Source organism: Roseovarius sp. AK1035, from assembly GCF_003288315.1.
GTDB lineage: Bacteria > Pseudomonadota > Alphaproteobacteria > Rhodobacterales > Rhodobacteraceae > Roseovarius > Roseovarius mucosus_A.
The window spans coordinates 306552-325330 of the sequence record NZ_CP030099.1 but is presented as its reverse complement, the minus strand read 5'-3'; the positions used below and the strand labels follow the sequence as shown (position 1 = coordinate 325330).

The window sequence follows — 18779 nt, the reverse complement described above, 5'->3', positions numbered from 1 at the left end:
GCTTTTCGCGGCTTAGGTGCGTATCCCCGAAAACCGGGTTTGCCAATCTTCGCGGGCCTCGTCGGTAATCTTGGAAAAGAGCACATCGGGGGTTGTGAAGGCGTGGTTGGCGCCGAGCATTTCGAGGGCGGCAGGCACATCGTCGGGCCAATTGTCATCATCCGTCTGCATCGCGGTCAGCATGGCGGCGGCGGCATCGGGGATGAAGGGCGCGCTGAGGACGGCGTAAAGGCGGATGAGGTTGAGCGCGAGGCGCGTTTGCATGGCGGCGCGTTCGGGGTCTGCTTTGAAGGTAGACCAAGGGGCTGCTTCTTGCAGGTACTCGTTGCCCTCAACCCAGATGGCGCGCAAGGCGCTTGCGGATTTGCGCACCTCCATCGCTTGCATATGGGCTTCATATTCGCGGATGCGGGTTGTGAGCCGCTCGATCAGCGCTGTTTCCTGCGCGCCATAAGCGCCGCCCGTTGGCACCACCTCGCCGAATTTCGAGCGGCAGAATTTGGTCACGCGGGACACGAAATTGCCCAGAACGTCGGCAAGGTCCTTGTTCACCGATGCCTGAAAATTCTCCCATGTAAACTCGCTGTCCGAGCTTTCGGGTGCATGGCTGAGCAACCACCAGCGCCAGTAATCGGCGGGCAGGATCTCGAGCGCCTGATCCATGAAGACGCCGCGCCCGCGCGACGTGCTGAACTGGCCGCCGTCGTAGTTGAGGTAGTTGAAGGATTTGATGTAGTCGACCAGCTTCCACGGCTCTGCGGAACCCAGGATCGTGGCGGGAAAGCTGAGCGTGTGGAAGGGCACATTGTCCTTGCCCATGAATTGCGTATAGCGGACATCGTCAGCCCCCTTGTCGGTGCGCCACCAGCGTTCCCAAGCGGAGGCCTCAAGCCCATGCGCCTCGGCCCATTCGGCCCCACAGGCGATGTATTCGATCGGGGCATCGAACCAAACGTAGAAAACCTTGCCGTCCATCCCCTGCCACGGGGCGTCGTCGAACTGCACCGGAATGCCCCAGTCAAGATCGCGGGTAATGCCGCGATCCTGCAAGCCATCGCCGTCATTGAGCCATTTCTTGGCAATGGAGGTGGTGAGGATTGGCCAGTCGGTCTTGCTGTCGATCCAAGCCTCAAGCTCGTCTTTCATCTGTGACTGGCGCAGGTAGAGATGCTTGGTCTCGCGCATCTCGAGATCGGTGGCGCCCGATACCGCTGAGCGCGGGTTGATCAGATCGACCGGGTCAAGCTGTTTGGTGCAGTTGTCGCATTGGTCGCCCCGCGCGCTCTCGTAGCCGCAATTTGGGCAGGTGCCCTCGATATAGCGGTCTGGCAGGTAGCGCCCGTCGGTGGGCGAATACATCTGCGTTTCCGAGACTTCTCGGATCAGCCCTTTATCATGCAGGCGCTTGGCGAAATTCTGGGTCAGGCGGCGGTTCTGGGATGAGGAGGAGCGCCCGAAATGGTCAAAGCTGAGGCGAAAACCGCGCGCGATTTCGGCCTGAACGGCGTGCATTTCGGCGCAATAGTCCGCGACTGGCTGGCCTGCCTTGGCGGCTGCCAATTCAGCGGGGGTGCCATGCTCGTCTGTGGCGCAGAGAAACAGCACCTCGTGGCCGCGGGCGCGGCAGTAGCGGGCAAAGAGATCGGCGGGAAGTTGCGAGCCTACGAGATTGCCGAGGTGCTTGATCCCGTTGATGTAGGGGATCGCCGAGGTGATGAGATGCCGTGCCATATCGCGCCTGTTCCTTGACGGTTTGGCCCCGTTTAGCTTGGTTTTGCAGGCAGTTCTAGCGTTCGTTCCCGTCTTTGTCGCGGCTGCGCCCGGTGAGGCGACCGATCAGGAAGGAGGTGCGCGGCGACCAGACATAGGCGGTGCGGCGTTCGGCGACCGGGCGCGCGCGCATGCGAACAAGGCCAAAGACGACAAGGAGGGCATGGCCGGCTGCGATCATCACGAACATGGCGGGGGGGCCGTAGGCCTCGATCAGGGTGGAGGCCATGAGGGGGGCCGCGATGGCGCCCACGGCGAAAAAGAACATGAGGGCGGCGGAAAGTTCCACACGTTCATGCGCCTCGGCGAAGTCATGGGCGTGGGCGGCACTGACCGAATAGATGGGAAAGGTGGTCATGCCAAAGAAGAAGGCGGTCATCAGGATGCCGAAGGTGTCGAGATTTTCGGTCATGGCGGTGGCGACCGAAGAGAGGATCGCCGCCACCGAGAGTCCGATCAGGACCCAGCGGCGGTCATAGCGATCCGCGAGCCAGCCGACCGGGTATTGCGCGACCGCGCCGCCCAGAACGAAGACGGCGAGAAAGCCTGCGATCTGGTCCACGGCTAGACCCACCTGCTGGCCGTACAAGGGGCCGACCATGCGGAACGAGGCACTGGAGAGGGCCGCGACCAGCACGCCCGCCGCCGCCAGTGGCGAGCAGGCGATGAGCAGCATGGGGCGCAGGCGGGGGGCGTCTGGCGTTTCGGGTTCGCGCAGGCGCGACAGGGTGAGCGGCAAAAGCGCAGCACAGCACAGGAGCGCCAGCAGGTTGTAAGAGACGTAAGAGGCCGGTGCTAAAACAGAAATCAGCAATTGGGCGGCGAGAGATGCGCCCATGTCGACCACGCGGTAAATGCCCATGGCGCGCCCGCGTGTTTCATTCGTGACCTTGGCCTGAAGCCAAGCCTCGATCACAGTGTAACAGCCCGCCACGCAGAGGCCAGAGGCCACGCGCATCAGCGCCCAAGCGTAGGGGTCGATCACCAGCATATGTGCCAGAAGGCCGATAGCCCCCGCCGAGGTGAAGGCGGCGAAGGCGCGGCTATGTCCGATGGTGCCCATCAGGCGGGGGGCGAACCAGCAACCGATGAAGAAACCCACGAAATGCGCCGAGCCGAGGAGTCCGATCTGTGCCGTGGTGAAATCCAGTGCCAGACCTGAGAGCGCATCAAGTGGACCCACGCCGCCTGTCGAGAGTTGCAGGAGCACGACCGAGAGAAAGAGGGCGGCGAAGGAAATGAGCAGGCGCATGGTGGGGCTACCATGGCAGGACGAAGGATGAGGGACCAGATGTTTTCGACATGATGCGTCGGTTTCGGGCAAGGGTGCGCGAATGGGGGGTGAGGGTGTGGGAAGGATGGGGATTGGGGGGCGGTGGGAATGGGGCCACTTGGAGGGACGCGTGTCTGATCTGTGGTTGTAGTCTATGCGAATGGCAGCAAGGCGCGGGAAACGGGATATGCAAAGGTGGTGTCGTTTCCCGATAGAGGCCTTTCGTGCCCCGTGCGGCGAATGTCTGGTTCGAGCCCAAACTGCCCTTGATTCTAAAATCCTGCTTGACCATAGAGCCGATGTTTGGCTTTTTGTGGTTCGGTTCATGCTGCCAGCCGCTCGCGCCGTTAAGGCTAGGTGAAAGCATCCCGGACGTATCACACAACCCCTCGTCCAGTGACTATCGGCAATGCGAGCACCGTGTGCGTTCACTGGCAGGAGAGTGTGATGACAAACGCCGATCAAGCCAAATCCATGGCGCGGCAGCTTCGTGCTGCCCTTTCTTCAGACGGGATAGACATCCCTCATTCCAAGTCTCTGGAACTCGTGGCCAAGGCCTTGGGCCACGCAGACTGGAACACCGCAAGCGCAAAGCTGGATCAGCAGGGCGCATCCCCGAGCGCAGTGCGCTTTCTACGCTGCAGCCCAATTTTGCGTATATTCGACGAGAGAAAGGCCAGAGAGTTTTACTGTGATTTTCTAGGCTTTCAGGTCGCATTCGAGCACCGCTTTTCCGAAGGGATGCCGCTCTACCTTGGGTTGGAACGGGCCGACCTGACTTTGCACCTTTCGGAACATCACGGAGATGCCAGCCCGGGGGCAAATGTATTCGTGGCAACCGCAAATATCCGTGCGTTTCATCGCGAACTTGCAGAGAAAAATTACGCTTACAATCGCCCGGGTCTGGAGGATTTGCCGTGGGGGCTCCAAATGCAGGTAAACGATCCATTCGGTAACCGCATCCGCTTCTGTCAGAAGGATGAGTAGACTTTCGCACAGTGGCGAAGCTGTTCCAGAACAGGATGACGGCTTCGTCCCGCATCTTACCAACTCGCGACGCGCGCGGCGAAGGTCAGCTATCAAAAACTCACGTCTAGGGCTGGTGCTTCGCCGCGGGGCTGAGGGCAGTCAGTCTCTGAAACGACCCTATGCTCCCCCCTACCTCTCCACCTGTGCAACGATCCTCAACCCGATCTCTGGGCCGACGAGGTTGGCATAGCCGCTTGCGCCGAAGCTGTGGCGGTTGAGGGTGCCGGTGAGGAGGATTGTGAGGTGGGAGAGGTCCTTGGGGTCGGTCTTGGCTTGGCGGTAGAGGCCGCCGGTGAGGGTGACGGGGTGGGTCACGCCGCGCACGGTCAAGAGGCCGGTGATCTGGGCCTTTTGCAGGGTGCCGGTGATCGCTGTCGAACGGAAGGTAATGCTGGGATGGCGGGCGGTGTCGAGCAGGTCTGGTCCTTTCATCGCCTCTGTGGCGAAGAAGAAGCCCGCGCGAGTGCCGGTGGCGTCGAGGGTGACGTCGACCCGGCTCGCGCCGAGATTGCCCAGATCAATCCGCATATCCGCCGATGTGATCGGCATTGTGCCACGATTGTTGCCGATGGCGGCGTCATAGGTGAAGCCCACGGTGGAGGTGGCCGTGTCGAGGCGGTAGCGCTCGGGGGCGGCGGCGGCCTGCGTGGCGATGAGGCAGAGGGTGAGGGCGAGGCGTCGGATCATAAGGTAAGATACGCGCGGCGCGGGGCAGTGGATGTCACGTTTGCTTGAGGGCCCATGCGCCGGGGCGGCCAGTGAGGTGCCATTCAGCGGGGGGCGCTGTGCGGGCGCGGCGGCGGGTGAGGTGCCAGCGGTCGGTGCCGGGCGTATGGGCGGGGGCCATGTGCCAGCGGGTTTCCACGCCGGGTGCGCCCCCATCGCCCGGTGTCAGGATCAGACCCAAGGGGCGGTTGTGGCCACGTGCTGCCCCTTCTTCGGCGGCGAGATGCAGGCGGCGCACCGGGGTGAGGGCGGGTGGCTCTGGCAGGTCGGCGATGATGAGCGGGGCCGCGCCGTTGCGCAGCGCCTCTTCCATGCACCACAAGAGATCCTCGCGTCGCTCTGGTGCGACGAAGATCAGGCGCTCTGGCCCGTTCTCGGCCCCGGTGAGGGGGCTGATGCCATCGGGGTTGAGGTGGTCGCGTGCCCATGCGGGGGCAATCCAGAGCACGGGGCCGCGCAGAGCACCGATGAGGAGCATCGCAAAGCTGTGGCGGGCGGGGCCGGTGCATTCGTGCAGGCGGGTGAGCGGCAGGTCAAGCGCGCCCAGAAGGCGGAGGGCGGAGCGATGGCTGTCACGGGCGAGAAGTGGAATCGTCATGGGCAGAGAATAGCGTGTTCGCTAAATGTTCTCAATCGGGGTGCGAATAGCATTATACAGATCAGCGTCTGTGTCCCGTGAGGGGGGCAGACGAGAGCTCAGCAAAAAGCTAAGAGTGCTCTAAAGCGCGTCGCGTATGATCAGGTTCTCATCGCCCCGGCTCCCGAGCCGGGGCCTTCACGCTGACTTGGCGAGGTCCCGGGTCAGGCCCGGAACGGGTGTGTTTCGATGGAGCGCAACACGCCCTAGTGCAAAATCTCTTCTTCGCGCACGAACATATTGGCCCAGGCGCGTTCGATCAGTTCGGGGGTCATCTGATAGGGGATGCCCTCAAAGTTGCAGATCGAGATCATCTGGTCGATCAGAAAGACCGGCTGATAATTGGCATAGACATTGTCGATCGTGGGGTATTTTTCCTTGATCAGATAGATCAGTGCGGCTTCGTCCAGCGGCATGCCTTTCTTGCGGGCGACCATGGCGAAAATCTTGAGGAAATCGGATTGGCAGGGGCCGTCGATCTTGATCTTGTAGAAAATCCGGCGCAACGCGGCCTTGTCGAAGATCGAGTTGGGGTGGAAGTTGGTCGAGAAGATCACCAGCGTATCAAACGGAACCTCGAATTTCTCGCCGGATTGCAGGGCGAGAATATCCTTGGCCTCTTCCAAGGGCACGATCCAGCGGTTGACGAGGGCCTGTGGCGGTTCGGCCTGACGGCCAAGGTCGTCGACGATGAAGATGCCGCCGGTGGATTTGAGTTGCAGCGGCGCCTGATAGGTGCGCGCCGTGGGGTTGTAGACGAGATCGAGCATCGACAGGCTGAGTTCGCCGCCGGTGATCACGGTCGGGCGTTCGCAGCGGACATAGCGGGTGTCGAAGGTGCGTTTGCGGCGCAGGCTGCCGGGATCGTCAATCTCGACCTCGGCCTTGGAATGGACGATGGGATCGTAGACGGTGATGACCTGCCCGGAATATTCGATGGCGCGGGGCACGTAGATCTTGTCGCCCATGGCGTCGCGGATGCCGTTCGAGATCGAGGATTTGCCGTTGCCGGGTGGGCCATACATCAGGATCGAACGGCCAGCACTGACGGCGGGGCCAAGGTGATCAAGCAGGGCCTTGGGCAGGATCAGGTGGCCCATGGCATTGGTCAGTTGTTCGCGCGTGACCTGAATATTGCGGATCGACTGGCGTTTGACCTGTTCGCGGTAGACCGAGAGCGGCACCGGCATGGCCCCGAAATATTCCGATTGGCTGAGCGCGTCGAGGGCGCGGGATTTGCCCGCGTCGGTCAGTTGATAGCCCATTTCGCCGCTGGAATTGGCGTTGAGCGTGCCGGTTGCCTCAATCAGCTTTTGCACGCGGGCCATGTCGATCAGCTCTTGCGTGACCGCACGCGGCAAACAGATCGCCTCGGCGATGTCGATGGCGAGATCGAGGTTCTTGCGGAACATGGTCTTGAGCAGGATGTCCCGCATCATCACGACCGGCAACCGCATTTCTTCTAGCCGAGACGGGGGCGGGGGCGGCTGAACGCCGGTGCTGGCCTGCATGTTCATCTGGTCTGCCTGTGCTGGGTCGGACTGCGTTGCCGTCACCGTCGCATCAAAAGGTGCAGAAATTGTGGAGAGTGTCGGGCAGCTCTGGGGCGCTTTGACCCTTTGATCGCGCGCAATCTAGAACCGAAAAAGTCACACAACGTTTTCTGCGAATGCTTTAGGCCCCATAGAGCGCGCCCAGACCCAGATAGATCGCAAGCGTGCCGCCCAAGGCAAAGCCCATGGGGAACTTTTTGCCCGCGTGCCAGCTCTGCCAGTCAGGGGCAAGGCGGCGCAGGGGGCTATACATGATCGCCCGATGTGTCACAAAAGCCCCGAGCAGGGTGGCGGCAAAGATAAAGGCGAGGGTCGCGGCATCGCCAAGTGCCACAAAAGGGGCGGCCGCAGCGATGAATTTGGCATCCCCCGCGCCCATCAGACGGACAGCGTTCATCGCGATGCCCGCCACCAGCATGACCGCCAGATGCGAGAGCCGCCACGCATAATCCACGAGCGGCAGGGTCATCAGCCCGATCACGAGGAAAATCCCCACCAGCGTCAGAACGGCGGTGTTGGGGATTTTCATCCGGCGCAGATCGCTGAGTGCGACCCAAATGCAGACCGGCAGGACGAAAGGCAGGAACCAGAGGGCCGATTGCGCGGTGATTTCGAGCGACATCGGGTGGTCCTAGCCTGCGACCTTGGTTTCGAGCGCGCGCAGCGAGCGCACGGCATCCTCGAAATGTTGCGGATGGGTTTCGACGGCATCGCGCAAAAGCCCTTCGCCAATCGCGGTATCGCCCTGTTTGATGGCCGACAGGCCAAGCGTATAGAGCAATTGCGCGCGCTCGGTCTGGCTGACCGGAAGCACGGGCAGGGAGTAGTTGCGCTGTGCGCCGCGGGCCAGAACGAGGTTGTTCTTGGCGGTGAAGAGTGCCGGGTCTTGGCGCACGGCATCAGTAAAGAGCCGCTCTGCTCCGGGGTAATCGCCGCGCGTCAGCTTGGAATAGCCCCAGTTGTTCATCACGCTGGCGGGTTGGGTCGTGAGGCCAACGGCGATTTCATAGAAACTGTCGGCCTTGGTCCAGTTTTGCTTGCTGTCGGCGACCATCGCCTCGAGCCGGTAGCGTTTGAAGGTTTCATGAGTGGGCGGAATGCTGTCCAGCGCCGTCTTGGCGCGGTCCCATTCGTTGTTGCGGATCAGGGCATCGGCCAGATCGACGCGGTCCTCATCCTTGGCGTCCTTGTGTTCGGTGACGCGGGTCCAGATCGAGACGGCCTCGGTGTTGCGTTTGGCGCGCACGAGAGATTGGCCCAAGCCGCGCAACAGGTCGATACGATCTGGCTTTTCGCCCACGGAGCGCTGGAAATAGGCAACCGCCTCGTTCGGGTCGCTGGCGGTTAGCATCACGTCATTAAGGTTGGTTTCGTCCACGACATTGATGTCTTGGAAAGCGCGGTCTACGTCATTCCCGCTGGACTGCTCACAGGCGGACAGGGCAAACGCCCCTGCCACGCACAGGGAAACAAGAATAGGGTGGCGCATTTGTGCGTCCTTTTACTGCCTCGGCCTCGTCATGGTATCTTGCGGACCAGAAAATCGCCACTGCCCCGCCGTACCAGTTTATAATCTTGCTCTTCCGGTTCACCATAATCGGAATTTTCCGATTTTGCGAGTGCTAAGCGCAAATTGTCGCGGATTGCGTCACTTTCGCCATTGTCGAGGGCGTAGGCGCGGCGCAGCATTTGTTCTGCCTCGGGATACTCGCCCTGTTCGACCAGCACGACCCCGAGGTTGTTCCAGGTTTCGGGGGTGGCGTCGGTCTTTTCGATGGCTTCGCGCAGAAGGCGTTCGGCGGTGCCAAGGCGCCCAAGGGCAAGATTGGCGCTGCCCAAGCCTGCCAGCACATCGGCGGTCAGGCCTTGGGTGACGGCGGCGCGGGTATAGGCCTTGTGCGCAAGTTCGTATTCGCCCGCATCCATCAGGCGATGCCCAACCAGAAGCCCATCTACCGCCTGTCCGCCGGGGGCCACGCCGGGGGCGAAAGGCCCATCATGTTTTGGGGGTGTCAGGCAACCTGCCAGAGCGAGTGTGCCCACCAGAAATACCACCGCCCGCCCTATCATGTCGCTCCGCTCTGTTATTTGCTCATTGCCAGCAGGTCCATGATACCCAGAACTGACGGCCCGACCAGAATGATCAGCAATGGTGGCACTGTAAGCATCATCGTGGCCAATGTCATCTTGGTTGGCAGCTTGTTGGCTTTTTCCTCGGCGCGCATGACGCGTTTGTCACGCATTTCGCCAGCATAGACGCGCAGCGCCTCACCGATCGAGGTGCCAAAGGTTTGCGACTGAACCAGAACGGTCACAAAGCTGGAAATATCCTGAACGCCGCAGCGTTCGGCCATTTCGCCCAGCACTGACGGCTTGTCGCGGCCAGCCTTGATCTGAAGGGCGACGATTTCGAATTCGTCGGCAAGCGCGGGGTAGGAGGCGCGCATTTCGCTGGCGACGCGGATGATGGATTGGTCCATGGATTGACCGGCCTCGATGCACACGAGCATCATGTCGAGACTGTCCGGGAAGCCGTCCTGAATTTCCTCTTGGCGTTTCTGCTGGCGTTTGGTGACCCAATATTTGGGCATCATGTAGCCGATACCGGCAGGCCCGAGGATATACATCAACGTCTCTTGCGTGCTGGTCTCGGTGCCCGATTTGACCAGGACATAATAGATCACCCCAAGGATCAGCAGGCCAACCCCGAGCGCGAATTGCGCGAAGTGGAAATAGCGCACCGCATCGCGATGCCGATAGCCTGCCTGCATCAGCTTGAGGCGGATCTGGCTGAGTTGCTTGGCATCCTGCGGTTCCAGGAAGGTCGCGTAGCGGTCGAGTTTCTTGTTCTGTACGCCGGCGCGCAAGCTGGTCTTGGTGCCGACCGAAGTGGAACTGCGCTGGTTCTCTTGTTTGAGTTTTTCGAGGGGGTCCTGCTTTTGCCGCAACATCAGGGGGATCGTGAGCAGGATGAGCATCACACCCAGACCACCCACGGCGATGAGAGGGCCAAAGGGACCAAGCGCGCCGGTCAGGACATCGTTGAGAACTGAGAGAATTTGCATGATACGTTCCTCAGACCTTGATGCTTACGAGGGCGCGCATGACGATCAGGTTCAAGACCAGAAAAACGCCGACGACCAGAACAGCGGGGATAAAGAAGGGATGCTCCATCGCCTCGTCGTAGTAATCGGGCTTGAGCAGCTGAATGCCGACCAGCGCGAGCAACGGAAAGGCGGAGAGGAATTTGCCGGACCATTTTGCCTCGGCGGTGATGGCCTTGACCCGGCGGAAGAGGCGAAAGCGGGCGCGGATCACCTGGGCCAGACCGGCGAGGATCTCGGCCAAGTTGCCGCCTGATTGCTGCTGAATGGTCACGGCCACGGCGAGAAAGCGCAAATCCTGCATATCGAGCCGTTCCGCCATTTCCTTGAGCGCCTCGCCCATGTCGCGACCATAGGCGGCCTCGTCCGCGATGATGCCGAATTCGGTGGCGAGCGGATCGCCCACCTCGGTGGCAACGATGCCGATGGCCGATGAAAACGGATGGCCGACCCGCAAGGATCGCACCATGAGTTCGATGGCGTCGGGCAATTGCTCCTCGAGCAGCGCCATACGTTTGGATGCTTTCATGCTGATCCAGGTAAAGATGCCGCCCACGCCAATGCCCACAGAGGCAATCGCGCGCACCGGGGCCGCGGTATCCGTGGCGACCGACAGGCCGATGAAGGCCAGAACGCTGAGACCGACCATGAGAAGGATCAGTTGGCGGGGGGTAAAGGCGATGGCGGCCTTTTGGGCCTTGTCCGAGAGGATCGCATAGAGCGGGAGCCTGCGCGCCTTGAGATGCTGCTGCATTTCCTTGCGCAGCTTTTCCATCACCTCTTCGCGGTTGCCCGACTTGTCGAGCATTTCGAGCCGCCGGTTGACCCGGTTGTTGAGGCTGATCGAGCGGCCAAAGACGGTGAGATAGATCCCCTCGACCAGAACGAGGACGCCAACGAAGATCAACGCATAGATGATGGGTTCGGCACTGAGGGTCATCTGCGTTACTCCGCTGCGATGGGTTCGTAGATATGGGAGGGCAGATCATAGCCCCAGAGCCGGAAGCGTTCTGAATAGTGTGAGCGCACGCCGGTGGCGGTAAAATGGCCGATGATCTTGTTGTCGGGGGTCAGGCCCACGCGCTGAAAGCGGAAGATTTCCTGCATCGAGATGACATCGCCCTCCATGCCGGTGATCTCGGTGATCGAGGTCATCCGGCGCGAGCCGTCCTGAAGGCGGCTGGCCTGCACGATGAGGTTGACGGCGCTGGCGATCTGGCTGCGCACCGCCTTGAGCGGCATTTCGAGCCCAGCCATGGCGACCATGTTTTCCAGACGGCTGATGCCGTCGCGCGGATTGTTGGCGTGGATTGTGGTCATCGACCCGTCATGGCCGGTGTTCATGGCCTGCAACATGTCGATCACCTCTTCACCGCGGGTTTCGCCCACGATGATCCGGTCGGGGCGCATCCGCAGCGCGTTCTTGAGACAGTCGCGGGGGGATACCTCGCCCTTGCCTTCGACGTTGGGCGGGCGGCTTTCCATTCGGCCGACGTGGATCTGTTGCAGTTGCAATTCGGCGGTGTCCTCGATTGTGAGGATGCGTTCATCATTGGCGATGAAAGAGGACAGCGCGTTGAGCGTGGTGGTTTTACCAGAGCCGGTACCGCCGGAGACGATGACGTTGAGGCGGGTGGCGACGGCGGCCTGGAGATAGGCGGCCATTTCCTCGGAAAAGGCCCCGAACTTCACCAGATCGTCGATCCCGAGCTTGTCCTTTTTGAATTTCCGGATGGACACAAGGCTGCCATCCACCGCGACGGGGGGCACCATCGCGTTAAAGCGCGAGCCATCGGCAAGGCGGGCGTCAACATAGGGGTTGGATTCGTCTACGCGCCGACCCACCGCCGACACGATCTTGTCGATGATGCGCAGAAGATGCTTTTCATCCTTGAAGGTGACGTCGCTGAGTTCGAGCTTGCCCGCGCGTTCGATAAAGATCTGATGCGGGCCGTTGACGAGAATGTCGTTGACCGTGTCATCCTTGAGCAGGGTTTCAAGAGGCCCGAGGCCCTTGACCTCGTCATAAAGCTCTTGCGTGAGCTGCATGCGGTCCTCGCGGTTGAGGACGATGCCCTTTTCTTCGAGAATTTCGCCGGCGATAGAGCTGATTTCGCTGCGCAGATCGGATTCTGTGGCCGAGTCGAGTGCGGCGAGATTGAGGTGGTCAAGCATCGCGCGGTGCAATTCGATCTTGATCTCGCTGATCCGATCTTTGCGCTTGCGCTCTTTGTCCACGCCGACGGCCACCGCTGCGACCTTGGGCAAGGGTTTGCGGAAGGACGGTAGGGCTGCGGCATCGACCGGCGCGGTCCGGGGGGCCGGTGCGGGTGCGGTGGAGGCCTTGGGGGCGGCCCGGTCACTGGGCGATTTCTTGTATCGAGAGAACATCTGGTCCTACCTTTGGTTAGGCGGCTTCGGCGTCGCTCTTGCCAAGAGCATGCAAGGAGCTGGCCAATTTGGCGATTTCGCGGCGCAGCGGGTTCTTGGCGGCACTGGAGGCCAGCGGTAGACCGTGATCCGAGCTTTGGCAGACGGCACGCCCGCCATCCGGCAAAAGCAGTTCGATCCGGATTTCCAGGCTTTCGGCCATGCGTTTGACGCGGCTCTTGCCGTTCAAATCGGTGAATTTTGGCGAGCGGTTGAGGCAATAGCGCAGCTTGTCCACGGGCAGATCCTCGGACTGCATGGCCCGTTTGATCCGCAAGGCGTTCTGGGCGGAGCGCATGTCAAGCTCGAGCGTCGCAAAATAGATTTGTGAGGCGTGCAAAACCGCTTCTGTCCACTGGACCAGCGATCCGGGCATATCGATCACGACGTAATCGAAGTGTTTGCGCGCGAGGCTGAGAAGTTTGTTCACATCCTCGGAAGAAATCATATCAAGCGGAAGCACATCGGCGGGGGCGGTCAGCACCCAGAGTTTATCCTCAAAGGCGACCAGCGCCTGCCGGAAGATGTCATCATCGAGGGCCTCGGTATCGGACCACATTTCGAATACGACATCGCGGCGCGGAAGATCGAGATATGTCGCGACCGATCCGAACTGCAGGCCGAAATCCAGAAGGCACACGCGCGGCGGGCTAGCTTTTTCGACATTGGCCAGTTCCCATGCGAGATTGACTGCAAGGGTGGTGGCACCGGTCCCGCCTGATAATCCCTGCACCGCAAGGATCACGCCATCGCCAGCGGTTGGATTGGCGAGGGCAGGATGGGTTTGGGCCGCACTTTGGCTTTGCGGCATGGGCGGGGGCGCATGGCGCAGGCGGTCGATAGCGGCCTGAAGCTCGCCCTCGGGCAGGGGGTAGGGGACAAATTCATCGGCACCCTGACGCAGCAATTGGTGCAGGGCGGCGGGGCTGACATCCTCGGCGATCAAAATGACCTTGATGCCTTTTTTGCTGGCCAGAGAGATAATCTCACCCAGCATGACGAGATCGTCTTCGTCGGCCTCGTCGATGGCGACGGCCACGAATTCCAAAGTGTTGGCCTCGGGCTGGTTGAAAAAGGCCAGCGCCTCGGCAAAACCCAAATCGCCCCAGGATTCACCCAAGGCGGCCTCCATATCCTCGATCAACAGGTCAAAGTTCTGCACGTCGCGGCTGATGGTGCAGGCAACGATCGGGTTGGGATCAGACTGTTTCGCTACACTACTCGTCATTCTCTCGGTCCTGTTCTTGCCGTCGCCCGGCGGTGATCGCCAATACGCGGGCTGGACATGGAAATACGGCCATCCAGCCCGGCACCGCATGCGACGGAAACCTTTGGCTAGGATGCAAGATGCGCGGGAATATTGGCGACATTTGGGCCAAAAGATCGTAATTGTGCGGTCTTTAGCGACAAAAAACCCGCCCAAAAGGGGCGGGTTTGAGGTGGTCCGGACAGAGCCGAACAGGGAGAAACTGGTGTTGGCGCGTTATCCGCCAGAGTCGTCGGAGCCAGAGGACGATTCGACATTGAGCAAGGTCGAGCGTGGCACAGCGCTGTTCACGTATTCGCGATAGACGACCTCGGCGTATTTGCCATCCATGATAATCGGATGCGATTGCACAAAGCCCGAGACTTCGGTCACGGTGCGCCGGTTGCGGCGTTCGCGGCCTTGGGTCACGATCAGCGGCTGGGTTTCGCCAAATGATGCCACCGCCTCGAGACGGGCACGGCTTATGCCCTGGCTGGTGAGGAAGGCGACCACGGCCTGAGCACGGCGCATGCCGAGACTCTTGTTATAGCTGTCGGAGCCAACCGCGTCGGTGTGGCCATAGACGCGAAAGCGCACTTCGGGGAATTGACGTATCCACTGGGCCTGTTCGCGCAGGGTATCGCGTGCGCCTGCGTCCAGCTCTGCTGAGTTGAAGGCGAAGTTGACGGTGCTCATCACCTCGCTGGCAAAGCGATTGGCAAGATCGAAGGTATAGCTGCGCTCGCCGGTCATCACGAGGTGGTTGTTCATCACCGCCTCGCCGAAATGGCCATTATCCACATGCGCGCCCGCCTCTCCAAAATAGGATCGGTAGACCGCATCCTGCGAGGTACAGGCAGTTGCGGCGATCAGCCCGGCGATTGCGAAAACATGTTTCATTGCCCGTTTCCCCCGCTCAATCCATCACATAGCCGTAGGACCCGGTGAAATCCTGCTTGGCAACCTCGCCAACGGGTCCCTTGTCACTCACGCCTCTGGCGACGCGGCCATTGAGGAAGAGATCTTTCTCTGAGGGCAGTTTCACGCGATCCGTGGGCAGAGCCAGTGCCTCGCCCCGGGAGGGTGAGACGAGATGGGCCGATACGATGATCACCAGTTCTGTCTGCGAGCGCTGGTAATCGGCGCTGCGGAAAAGGGCACCGAGAACCGGCACATCGCCCAGCCAAGGCACCTGACCGGCATTGTCGCGGAAATCATCCTGAAGCAGGCCTGCGATGGCAAAGCTTTCACCATCGCGCAGCGCCACAGTGGTTGAGGTGTCGCGGCGGCGGAAAGCAGGGATGGCAAAGCCGTTTGAAACCAAGGAGTTGGCCGTGTCGATGGAAGAAACTGCAGCGGCCATTTCGAGGTTGATAATGCCGTCGTCCACAACGCGCGGCACAAAGTTCAGCTCGACGCCGAAGGGTTTGAATTCGATCGACGTGGTGTCATTGTCCTGAGCCACGGGCACAGGGAATTCGCCACCTGCGAGAAACTTGGCCTCTTGGCCGGAGAGGGCGGTTAGGTTTGGTTCTGCCAAAGTGCGCACAACGCCTTTGGTTTCCAGCGCCTCGAGCAGGATGCCCACCTCGACCGAGCCTACGTCAAAGCCAAAGGCAAAGGCGGCGTTGTTCTCGTTCGTGCCCGGAATAGCCCCGGCAAGAGTGCCCAGCACACCGCCTTGTGTGTTGGTTGTGTTGGTGCCGCCGATCACGCCAACGCTATTGGCCCCGCGTGCGTCGATCGACAGCGAGGATGACAGCGCCTTGGACACGCTGCGTTGCATTTCGGCAAAGCGAACCTTGAGCATGACCTGTTGCTTGCCAGAGACCGACATCAGGTTGGACACGCGTTCAGGCGCATAGCGTTCGGCAAGATCAAGGGCGCGCTGCATGCGCGACGTGCTCGAGACCGTGCCGGAGATGACAATGCCGTCATTCGCGCTGCGGACTTCGATGGGTTCGCCCGGAAGGATCTGTTTCAGGCGTTCCTTGAATTCTTCGATATCGGTGCTGACATGCACGTCGATATTGGTAATGAGCTTGCCCAAGCCATCAAACAGGCTGAGCGTTGTTCGGCCCGGTGTCTTGCCCAGCACATAGATTGTGCGTTCAGACAGGGTGGAGAAATCAGCAATCGCCGGGTTGGCAATGCTGAGCTCTGCGAAGGGAGAGTCGCTCTCGACCACAACGGCACGGTTCATCGCGACGCTGAGGGCGCTTGAAGTGCCATTGCGCACCACGCGGATGCTTTCCGCTTGTGCAGGTTGCGGCGCATGGCCTGCAACAAGCGCCAGCCCAAGAAGGGCCGCGCAAATATGTCTACGCAATTTCATGTGACCTGCCTTTCCGATCACGCCTCATTTTTCGGGTCTTAGCGCCCGCATTTGATTTACTTTGGGACAGTTCGGAATTTTTTTCAAGAATCAATACAGTTTTGCGTATTTTTCTTAGGAGTGTGTCTAATTTCCTGAACACGAAAAAGGCACCCGTGTGCGGGTGCCTTATCTCGACAATATGCAGCGTGTCAGTTGGTGCAGGGGATCGGGGTTTCGATCACCTCGGCACCCCGCCTTGTGCGGATGGTGCAGGTCTCGGGCAGGGGGGCCTGTTCGATCACAGCTTCGGCGGTGATGCCAAGCAACCTGTGTTGATCCACTTCGATCACCTCGGCCACGGTATCGTCAAGCGCGCCCACAAGCGACAGCGACAGACGCCCGGTCGATTGGGCCTGAGCAAGCGCCGCAACCTGTTGCGGTTTGACGGCGACGGTTACGGTGCGGGCGATGACCGTCTCGGAGGTATCCATGTCGGCCACCTGATCCACGGCAATCAGCTTGACCCCGTTTTCAATAAGTTTGGTCACTTCGCCCATGGAATTGCCTTCGGTGCGCATGTTCCCCGCGCCGACGCTGCCGGTCCAATAGATGTCGATGGTATCGCCGGGCCGAAGAAAGCCCGAAACACCGCTGGTCACATCGACCTTTATGGCAAAGGCGCGCATGCCGCGTTCGAGTTGCGAGGTGATGCCCACCTCTGCACCCGGCTCTGTCACCTTGACGGCCAAGATAGGCTCGTTCATTTCCATCCGCCGCAGGGCGCGGCGCGCGACGGTCTCGCCTTTCGGGAAAAGCTCTTCTGTCGCTTTGAACACGCCTTCGGGCAGGGATGTTTTGGGAAAGGCGGTGAGGCGCACCGCGTCTTTGTCGAGGGCCTCGCCATATTGCAAGGCGCGGGTGGCGACAAAAATGTCAACGGTTTCGATGACGGGGGCGCGTTGCTGACGCTCTGCCTCCAGTTGCCGCTGATATCCGTCGATGTAATTCTTGGCCATGTAGACAGCAAATCCCGCGAGCCCGAGGCCCACGATCAGCACCAATCCGAAAACTGCTCGCATGGGGTTTCCCTTTCATCGCAAGACGTGGTCCGGCATGTAACCGGAGATCAAAGCCTGTGATATCGCGCCATTGTGTCAAAATCAGGGACAAGCGGGGGCGATATAGCGCCATTAAGACGCGCGGGACATGGGTGGGGCAGGCAAGGAAATGGCCACGGATAGAACCTATCCGTGGCCATTTTAATTGAGTGCCCGATCCTGTGTCAGGCTCGGGCGCCTGGATTACTGCTGACCCAGGGTGCCGAGGTCGACAACTGTCGAGCCGCCCACTTCGGTGCCGATTGAGGTGGCGAGGTTGCCGATGCCGGTGCTGACGGTGGACACGCCGGCGATGCCGAGGCCAACGACTGCTGCGGTCAGCACGACCCAGTCAACCGTTACTGCGCCGTCTTCGTCTTTCGAGAAGTTTTTGAAGAATTTAATCATGGTTTGGTCCCTCCAAAGGATCAGTTGCTTGTGTTGTTACACCCGCTTCAGTTCAGGACCCCCAGTGTTTTATGGTCCGTTGCCGTCGTGGTGTGATGCCATATAGCCGGTCAAATCGGGCGGGAATTTGGCGTCACTGGACCAATTTTCGTGCACTCCAAAAAATAGTTAGAGAAAAATCTTAAGATACTGAAAGATAACAAAAGAAACTCTGAAAAATTGTTTGAAAAAGGCTTTGAAGCAGGAATTGTGGCGCAAATGTGGGTGGTTCAGGTCATGGTAAGGAACAATGCTGGCGTGAAGCCCGGATATTTGCGATACTGGCGACAATAAATCAGAGGCAGAGCAGCGCCCGCTATGAGATTTTTATACCTTTTGGTGTCTGTTGCGATTCTCGCAGGGGCAGGCCCGCTTGCGGCGCAGGCGCCGCAGCCCTTTGCCGACTTCACCTTTAAGAGGGAAAAGGCGCCCGCACCGGGAACGCGGCGCAGGCCCTTGGTGCAGATTGAGCCTGCGCCGCCCGAACCGCCGCGCGCGGCGGTCGCGAACAAAGAGCCAGAGGCACCCGCCACACCGCGTGGGGCTGCCTATGGCTGGTTCTGGGAGAATGTGCCCGCCGATATCGGCACGGATGGCGCGCTGCGCCTGCGTGCGGCGATGGAGCATCTGGCCAAACCGCCCGCAGGCAAGGGCGTGAGCGCGCCGCGCCTGCAATCGGTGCAAGAGATTGCGCGGGCCGAAGGCGGGCATATTTTGAGCCAGACCATCGGCACGCAGATTTCGCCGGCATTGGTGTTGGCGGTGATCGCGGTTGAATCCTCGGGGCGGACGGCGGCGGTCAGTTCTGCCGGGGCGCAGGGGTTGATGCAGCTTATGCCGGATACAGCACGCCGCTTTGGTGTGACCGACAGCTTGGCACCCGCCGAGAATATTCGCGGCGGGGTGGCCTATCTTGATTGGCTGATGCGCGAGTTCAAAGGCGACGTGGTGCTGGCACTCGCGGGCTATAATGCAGGCGAGAACGCGGTCAAAAAGCATGGCGGTGTCCCGCCCTATACGGAAACCCGCGATTACATCCCCAAGGTTCTGGCCGCCTATGAAGTGGCGCGGGGCCTGTGCAAGACGCAGCCGGAGTTGATCACCGATGCCTGCGCGCTCAATCTTGCCATGAAGTAAGGGCCGGACCCTT

Annotated in this window: 18 protein-coding genes; 2 read left to right on the top strand and 16 right to left on the bottom strand. The window is 60.5% G+C overall.

Annotation, left to right across the window (positions count from 1 at the left end):
* Positions 1-12: 12 nt before the first annotated feature.
* Together metG and RAK1035_RS01635 are read right to left on the bottom strand one after the other, a co-directional pair.
* Complete coding sequence (gene metG / locus RAK1035_RS01640) at positions 13-1731, bottom strand: methionine--tRNA ligase (protein WP_008279139.1); 1719 nt, start codon at positions 1729-1731, stop codon at positions 13-15.
* A 55-nt stretch (positions 1732-1786) separates the two neighbouring features.
* Positions 1787-3022 (bottom strand): MFS transporter, encoded by a 1236-nt coding sequence (locus tag RAK1035_RS01635; RefSeq protein ID WP_008279138.1) that lies wholly within the window; start codon positions 3020-3022, stop codon positions 1787-1789.
* Positions 3023-3490: 468 nt separating this feature from the next.
* Between RAK1035_RS01635 and RAK1035_RS01630 the strand changes: the two genes are divergently transcribed.
* Positions 3491-4030 carry a glyoxalase superfamily protein gene (locus RAK1035_RS01630; protein WP_008279137.1) on the top strand — a complete coding sequence of 180 codons (540 nt, stop codon included), beginning with the start codon at positions 3491-3493 and terminating at the stop codon, positions 4028-4030.
* 171 nt (positions 4031-4201) lie between these two features.
* Here the strand turns inward: RAK1035_RS01630 and RAK1035_RS01625 are convergent, their stop codons facing one another.
* The 14 genes from RAK1035_RS01625 to RAK1035_RS01560 form a co-directional block, all read right to left on the bottom strand.
* On the bottom strand, positions 4202-4759 hold the full coding sequence (locus RAK1035_RS01625) for a YceI family protein (RefSeq protein ID WP_008279136.1): 558 nt from the start codon (positions 4757-4759) through the stop codon (positions 4202-4204).
* 34 nt (positions 4760-4793) lie between these two features.
* The gene (locus tag RAK1035_RS01620; RefSeq protein WP_008279135.1) at positions 4794-5396 is read right to left on the bottom strand and encodes an ImuA family protein; all 603 of its coding nucleotides are present in this window, start codon (positions 5394-5396) and stop codon (positions 4794-4796) included.
* A gap of 245 nt (positions 5397-5641) precedes the next feature.
* Positions 5642-6952: an ATPase gene (locus RAK1035_RS01615; protein ID WP_008279134.1), complete on the bottom strand. Its 1311-nt coding sequence runs from the start codon at positions 6950-6952 to the stop codon at positions 5642-5644.
* Positions 6953-7109: 157 nt separating this feature from the next.
* Positions 7110-7610 (bottom strand): prepilin peptidase, encoded by a 501-nt coding sequence (locus tag RAK1035_RS01610; RefSeq protein WP_008279133.1) that lies wholly within the window; start codon positions 7608-7610, stop codon positions 7110-7112.
* A 9-nt stretch (positions 7611-7619) separates the two neighbouring features.
* Positions 7620-8477 carry a tetratricopeptide repeat protein gene (locus RAK1035_RS01605; RefSeq protein ID WP_037296654.1) on the bottom strand — a complete coding sequence of 286 codons (858 nt, stop codon included), beginning with the start codon at positions 8475-8477 and terminating at the stop codon, positions 7620-7622.
* A 29-nt stretch (positions 8478-8506) separates the two neighbouring features.
* The gene (locus tag RAK1035_RS01600) at positions 8507-9058 is read right to left on the bottom strand and encodes a tetratricopeptide repeat protein (protein WP_008279131.1); all 552 of its coding nucleotides are present in this window, start codon (positions 9056-9058) and stop codon (positions 8507-8509) included.
* A gap of 14 nt (positions 9059-9072) precedes the next feature.
* The gene (locus tag RAK1035_RS01595; RefSeq protein WP_008279130.1) at positions 9073-10053 is read right to left on the bottom strand and encodes a type II secretion system F family protein; all 981 of its coding nucleotides are present in this window, start codon (positions 10051-10053) and stop codon (positions 9073-9075) included.
* Positions 10054-10063: 10 nt separating this feature from the next.
* A complete protein-coding gene (locus RAK1035_RS01590) occupies positions 10064-11032 on the bottom strand; it encodes a type II secretion system F family protein (RefSeq protein ID WP_008279129.1) in 969 nt (322 codons plus the stop codon).
* Between the two features lie 5 nt (positions 11033-11037).
* Positions 11038-12483, bottom strand: a complete 1446-nt coding sequence (locus RAK1035_RS01585; RefSeq protein ID WP_008279128.1) for a CpaF family protein — start codon at positions 12481-12483, stop codon at positions 11038-11040.
* Between the two features lie 16 nt (positions 12484-12499).
* Positions 12500-13750: an AAA family ATPase gene (locus tag RAK1035_RS01580; RefSeq protein ID WP_008279126.1), complete on the bottom strand. Its 1251-nt coding sequence runs from the start codon at positions 13748-13750 to the stop codon at positions 12500-12502.
* A 255-nt stretch (positions 13751-14005) separates the two neighbouring features.
* Positions 14006-14668, bottom strand: a complete 663-nt coding sequence (locus RAK1035_RS01575) for an OmpA family protein (protein WP_008279125.1) — start codon at positions 14666-14668, stop codon at positions 14006-14008.
* Positions 14669-14684: 16 nt separating this feature from the next.
* Entirely contained in the window at positions 14685-16103 is a 1419-nt protein-coding gene (locus RAK1035_RS01570; RefSeq protein WP_008279124.1) for a type II and III secretion system protein family protein, read from the bottom strand.
* Between the two features lie 191 nt (positions 16104-16294).
* Complete coding sequence (cpaB, locus tag RAK1035_RS01565; RefSeq protein WP_008279123.1) at positions 16295-17164, bottom strand: Flp pilus assembly protein CpaB; 870 nt, start codon at positions 17162-17164, stop codon at positions 16295-16297.
* Positions 17165-17386: 222 nt separating this feature from the next.
* Positions 17387-17590 carry a Flp family type IVb pilin gene (locus RAK1035_RS01560; protein ID WP_008279121.1) on the bottom strand — a complete coding sequence of 68 codons (204 nt, stop codon included), beginning with the start codon at positions 17588-17590 and terminating at the stop codon, positions 17387-17389.
* Between the two features lie 357 nt (positions 17591-17947).
* Between RAK1035_RS01560 and RAK1035_RS01555 the strand changes: the two genes are divergently transcribed.
* Entirely contained in the window at positions 17948-18766 is an 819-nt protein-coding gene (locus RAK1035_RS01555; RefSeq protein WP_008279120.1) for a lytic transglycosylase domain-containing protein, read from the top strand.
* Positions 18767-18779 lie beyond the last annotated feature (13 nt).

Coding starts and splice junctions, on each gene's coding strand:
- RAK1035_RS01575 (WP_008279125.1), bottom strand. CDS start 14,668: ATGAAACATGTTTTCGCAATCGCCGGGCTGATCGCCGCAACTGCCTGT.
- RAK1035_RS01580 (WP_008279126.1), bottom strand. CDS start 13,750: ATGACGAGTAGTGTAGCGAAACAGTCTGATCCCAACCCGATCGTTGCC.
- RAK1035_RS01630 (WP_008279137.1), top strand. CDS start 3,491: ATGACAAACGCCGATCAAGCCAAATCCATGGCGCGGCAGCTTCGTGCT.
- RAK1035_RS01610 (WP_008279133.1), bottom strand. CDS start 7,610: ATGTCGCTCGAAATCACCGCGCAATCGGCCCTCTGGTTCCTGCCTTTC.
- RAK1035_RS01635 (WP_008279138.1), bottom strand. CDS start 3,022: ATGCGCCTGCTCATTTCCTTCGCCGCCCTCTTTCTCTCGGTCGTGCTC.
- RAK1035_RS01625 (WP_008279136.1), bottom strand. CDS start 4,759: ATGATCCGACGCCTCGCCCTCACCCTCTGCCTCATCGCCACGCAGGCC.
- RAK1035_RS01600 (WP_008279131.1), bottom strand. CDS start 9,058: ATGATAGGGCGGGCGGTGGTATTTCTGGTGGGCACACTCGCTCTGGCA.
- RAK1035_RS01615 (WP_008279134.1), bottom strand. CDS start 6,952: ATGAACATGCAGGCCAGCACCGGCGTTCAGCCGCCCCCGCCCCCGTCT.
- RAK1035_RS01590 (WP_008279129.1), bottom strand. CDS start 11,032: ATGACCCTCAGTGCCGAACCCATCATCTATGCGTTGATCTTCGTTGGC.
- RAK1035_RS01560 (WP_008279121.1), bottom strand. CDS start 17,590: ATGATTAAATTCTTCAAAAACTTCTCGAAAGACGAAGACGGCGCAGTA.
- RAK1035_RS01555 (WP_008279120.1), top strand. CDS start 17,948: ATGAGATTTTTATACCTTTTGGTGTCTGTTGCGATTCTCGCAGGGGCA.
- metG (WP_008279139.1), bottom strand. CDS start 1,731: ATGGCACGGCATCTCATCACCTCGGCGATCCCCTACATCAACGGGATC.
- RAK1035_RS01605 (WP_037296654.1), bottom strand. CDS start 8,477: ATGCGCCACCCTATTCTTGTTTCCCTGTGCGTGGCAGGGGCGTTTGCC.
- RAK1035_RS01595 (WP_008279130.1), bottom strand. CDS start 10,053: ATGCAAATTCTCTCAGTTCTCAACGATGTCCTGACCGGCGCGCTTGGT.
- RAK1035_RS01620 (WP_008279135.1), bottom strand. CDS start 5,396: ATGACGATTCCACTTCTCGCCCGTGACAGCCATCGCTCCGCCCTCCGC.
- RAK1035_RS01585 (WP_008279128.1), bottom strand. CDS start 12,483: ATGTTCTCTCGATACAAGAAATCGCCCAGTGACCGGGCCGCCCCCAAG.
- cpaB (WP_008279123.1), bottom strand. CDS start 17,164: ATGCGAGCAGTTTTCGGATTGGTGCTGATCGTGGGCCTCGGGCTCGCG.
- RAK1035_RS01570 (WP_008279124.1), bottom strand. CDS start 16,103: ATGAAATTGCGTAGACATATTTGCGCGGCCCTTCTTGGGCTGGCGCTT.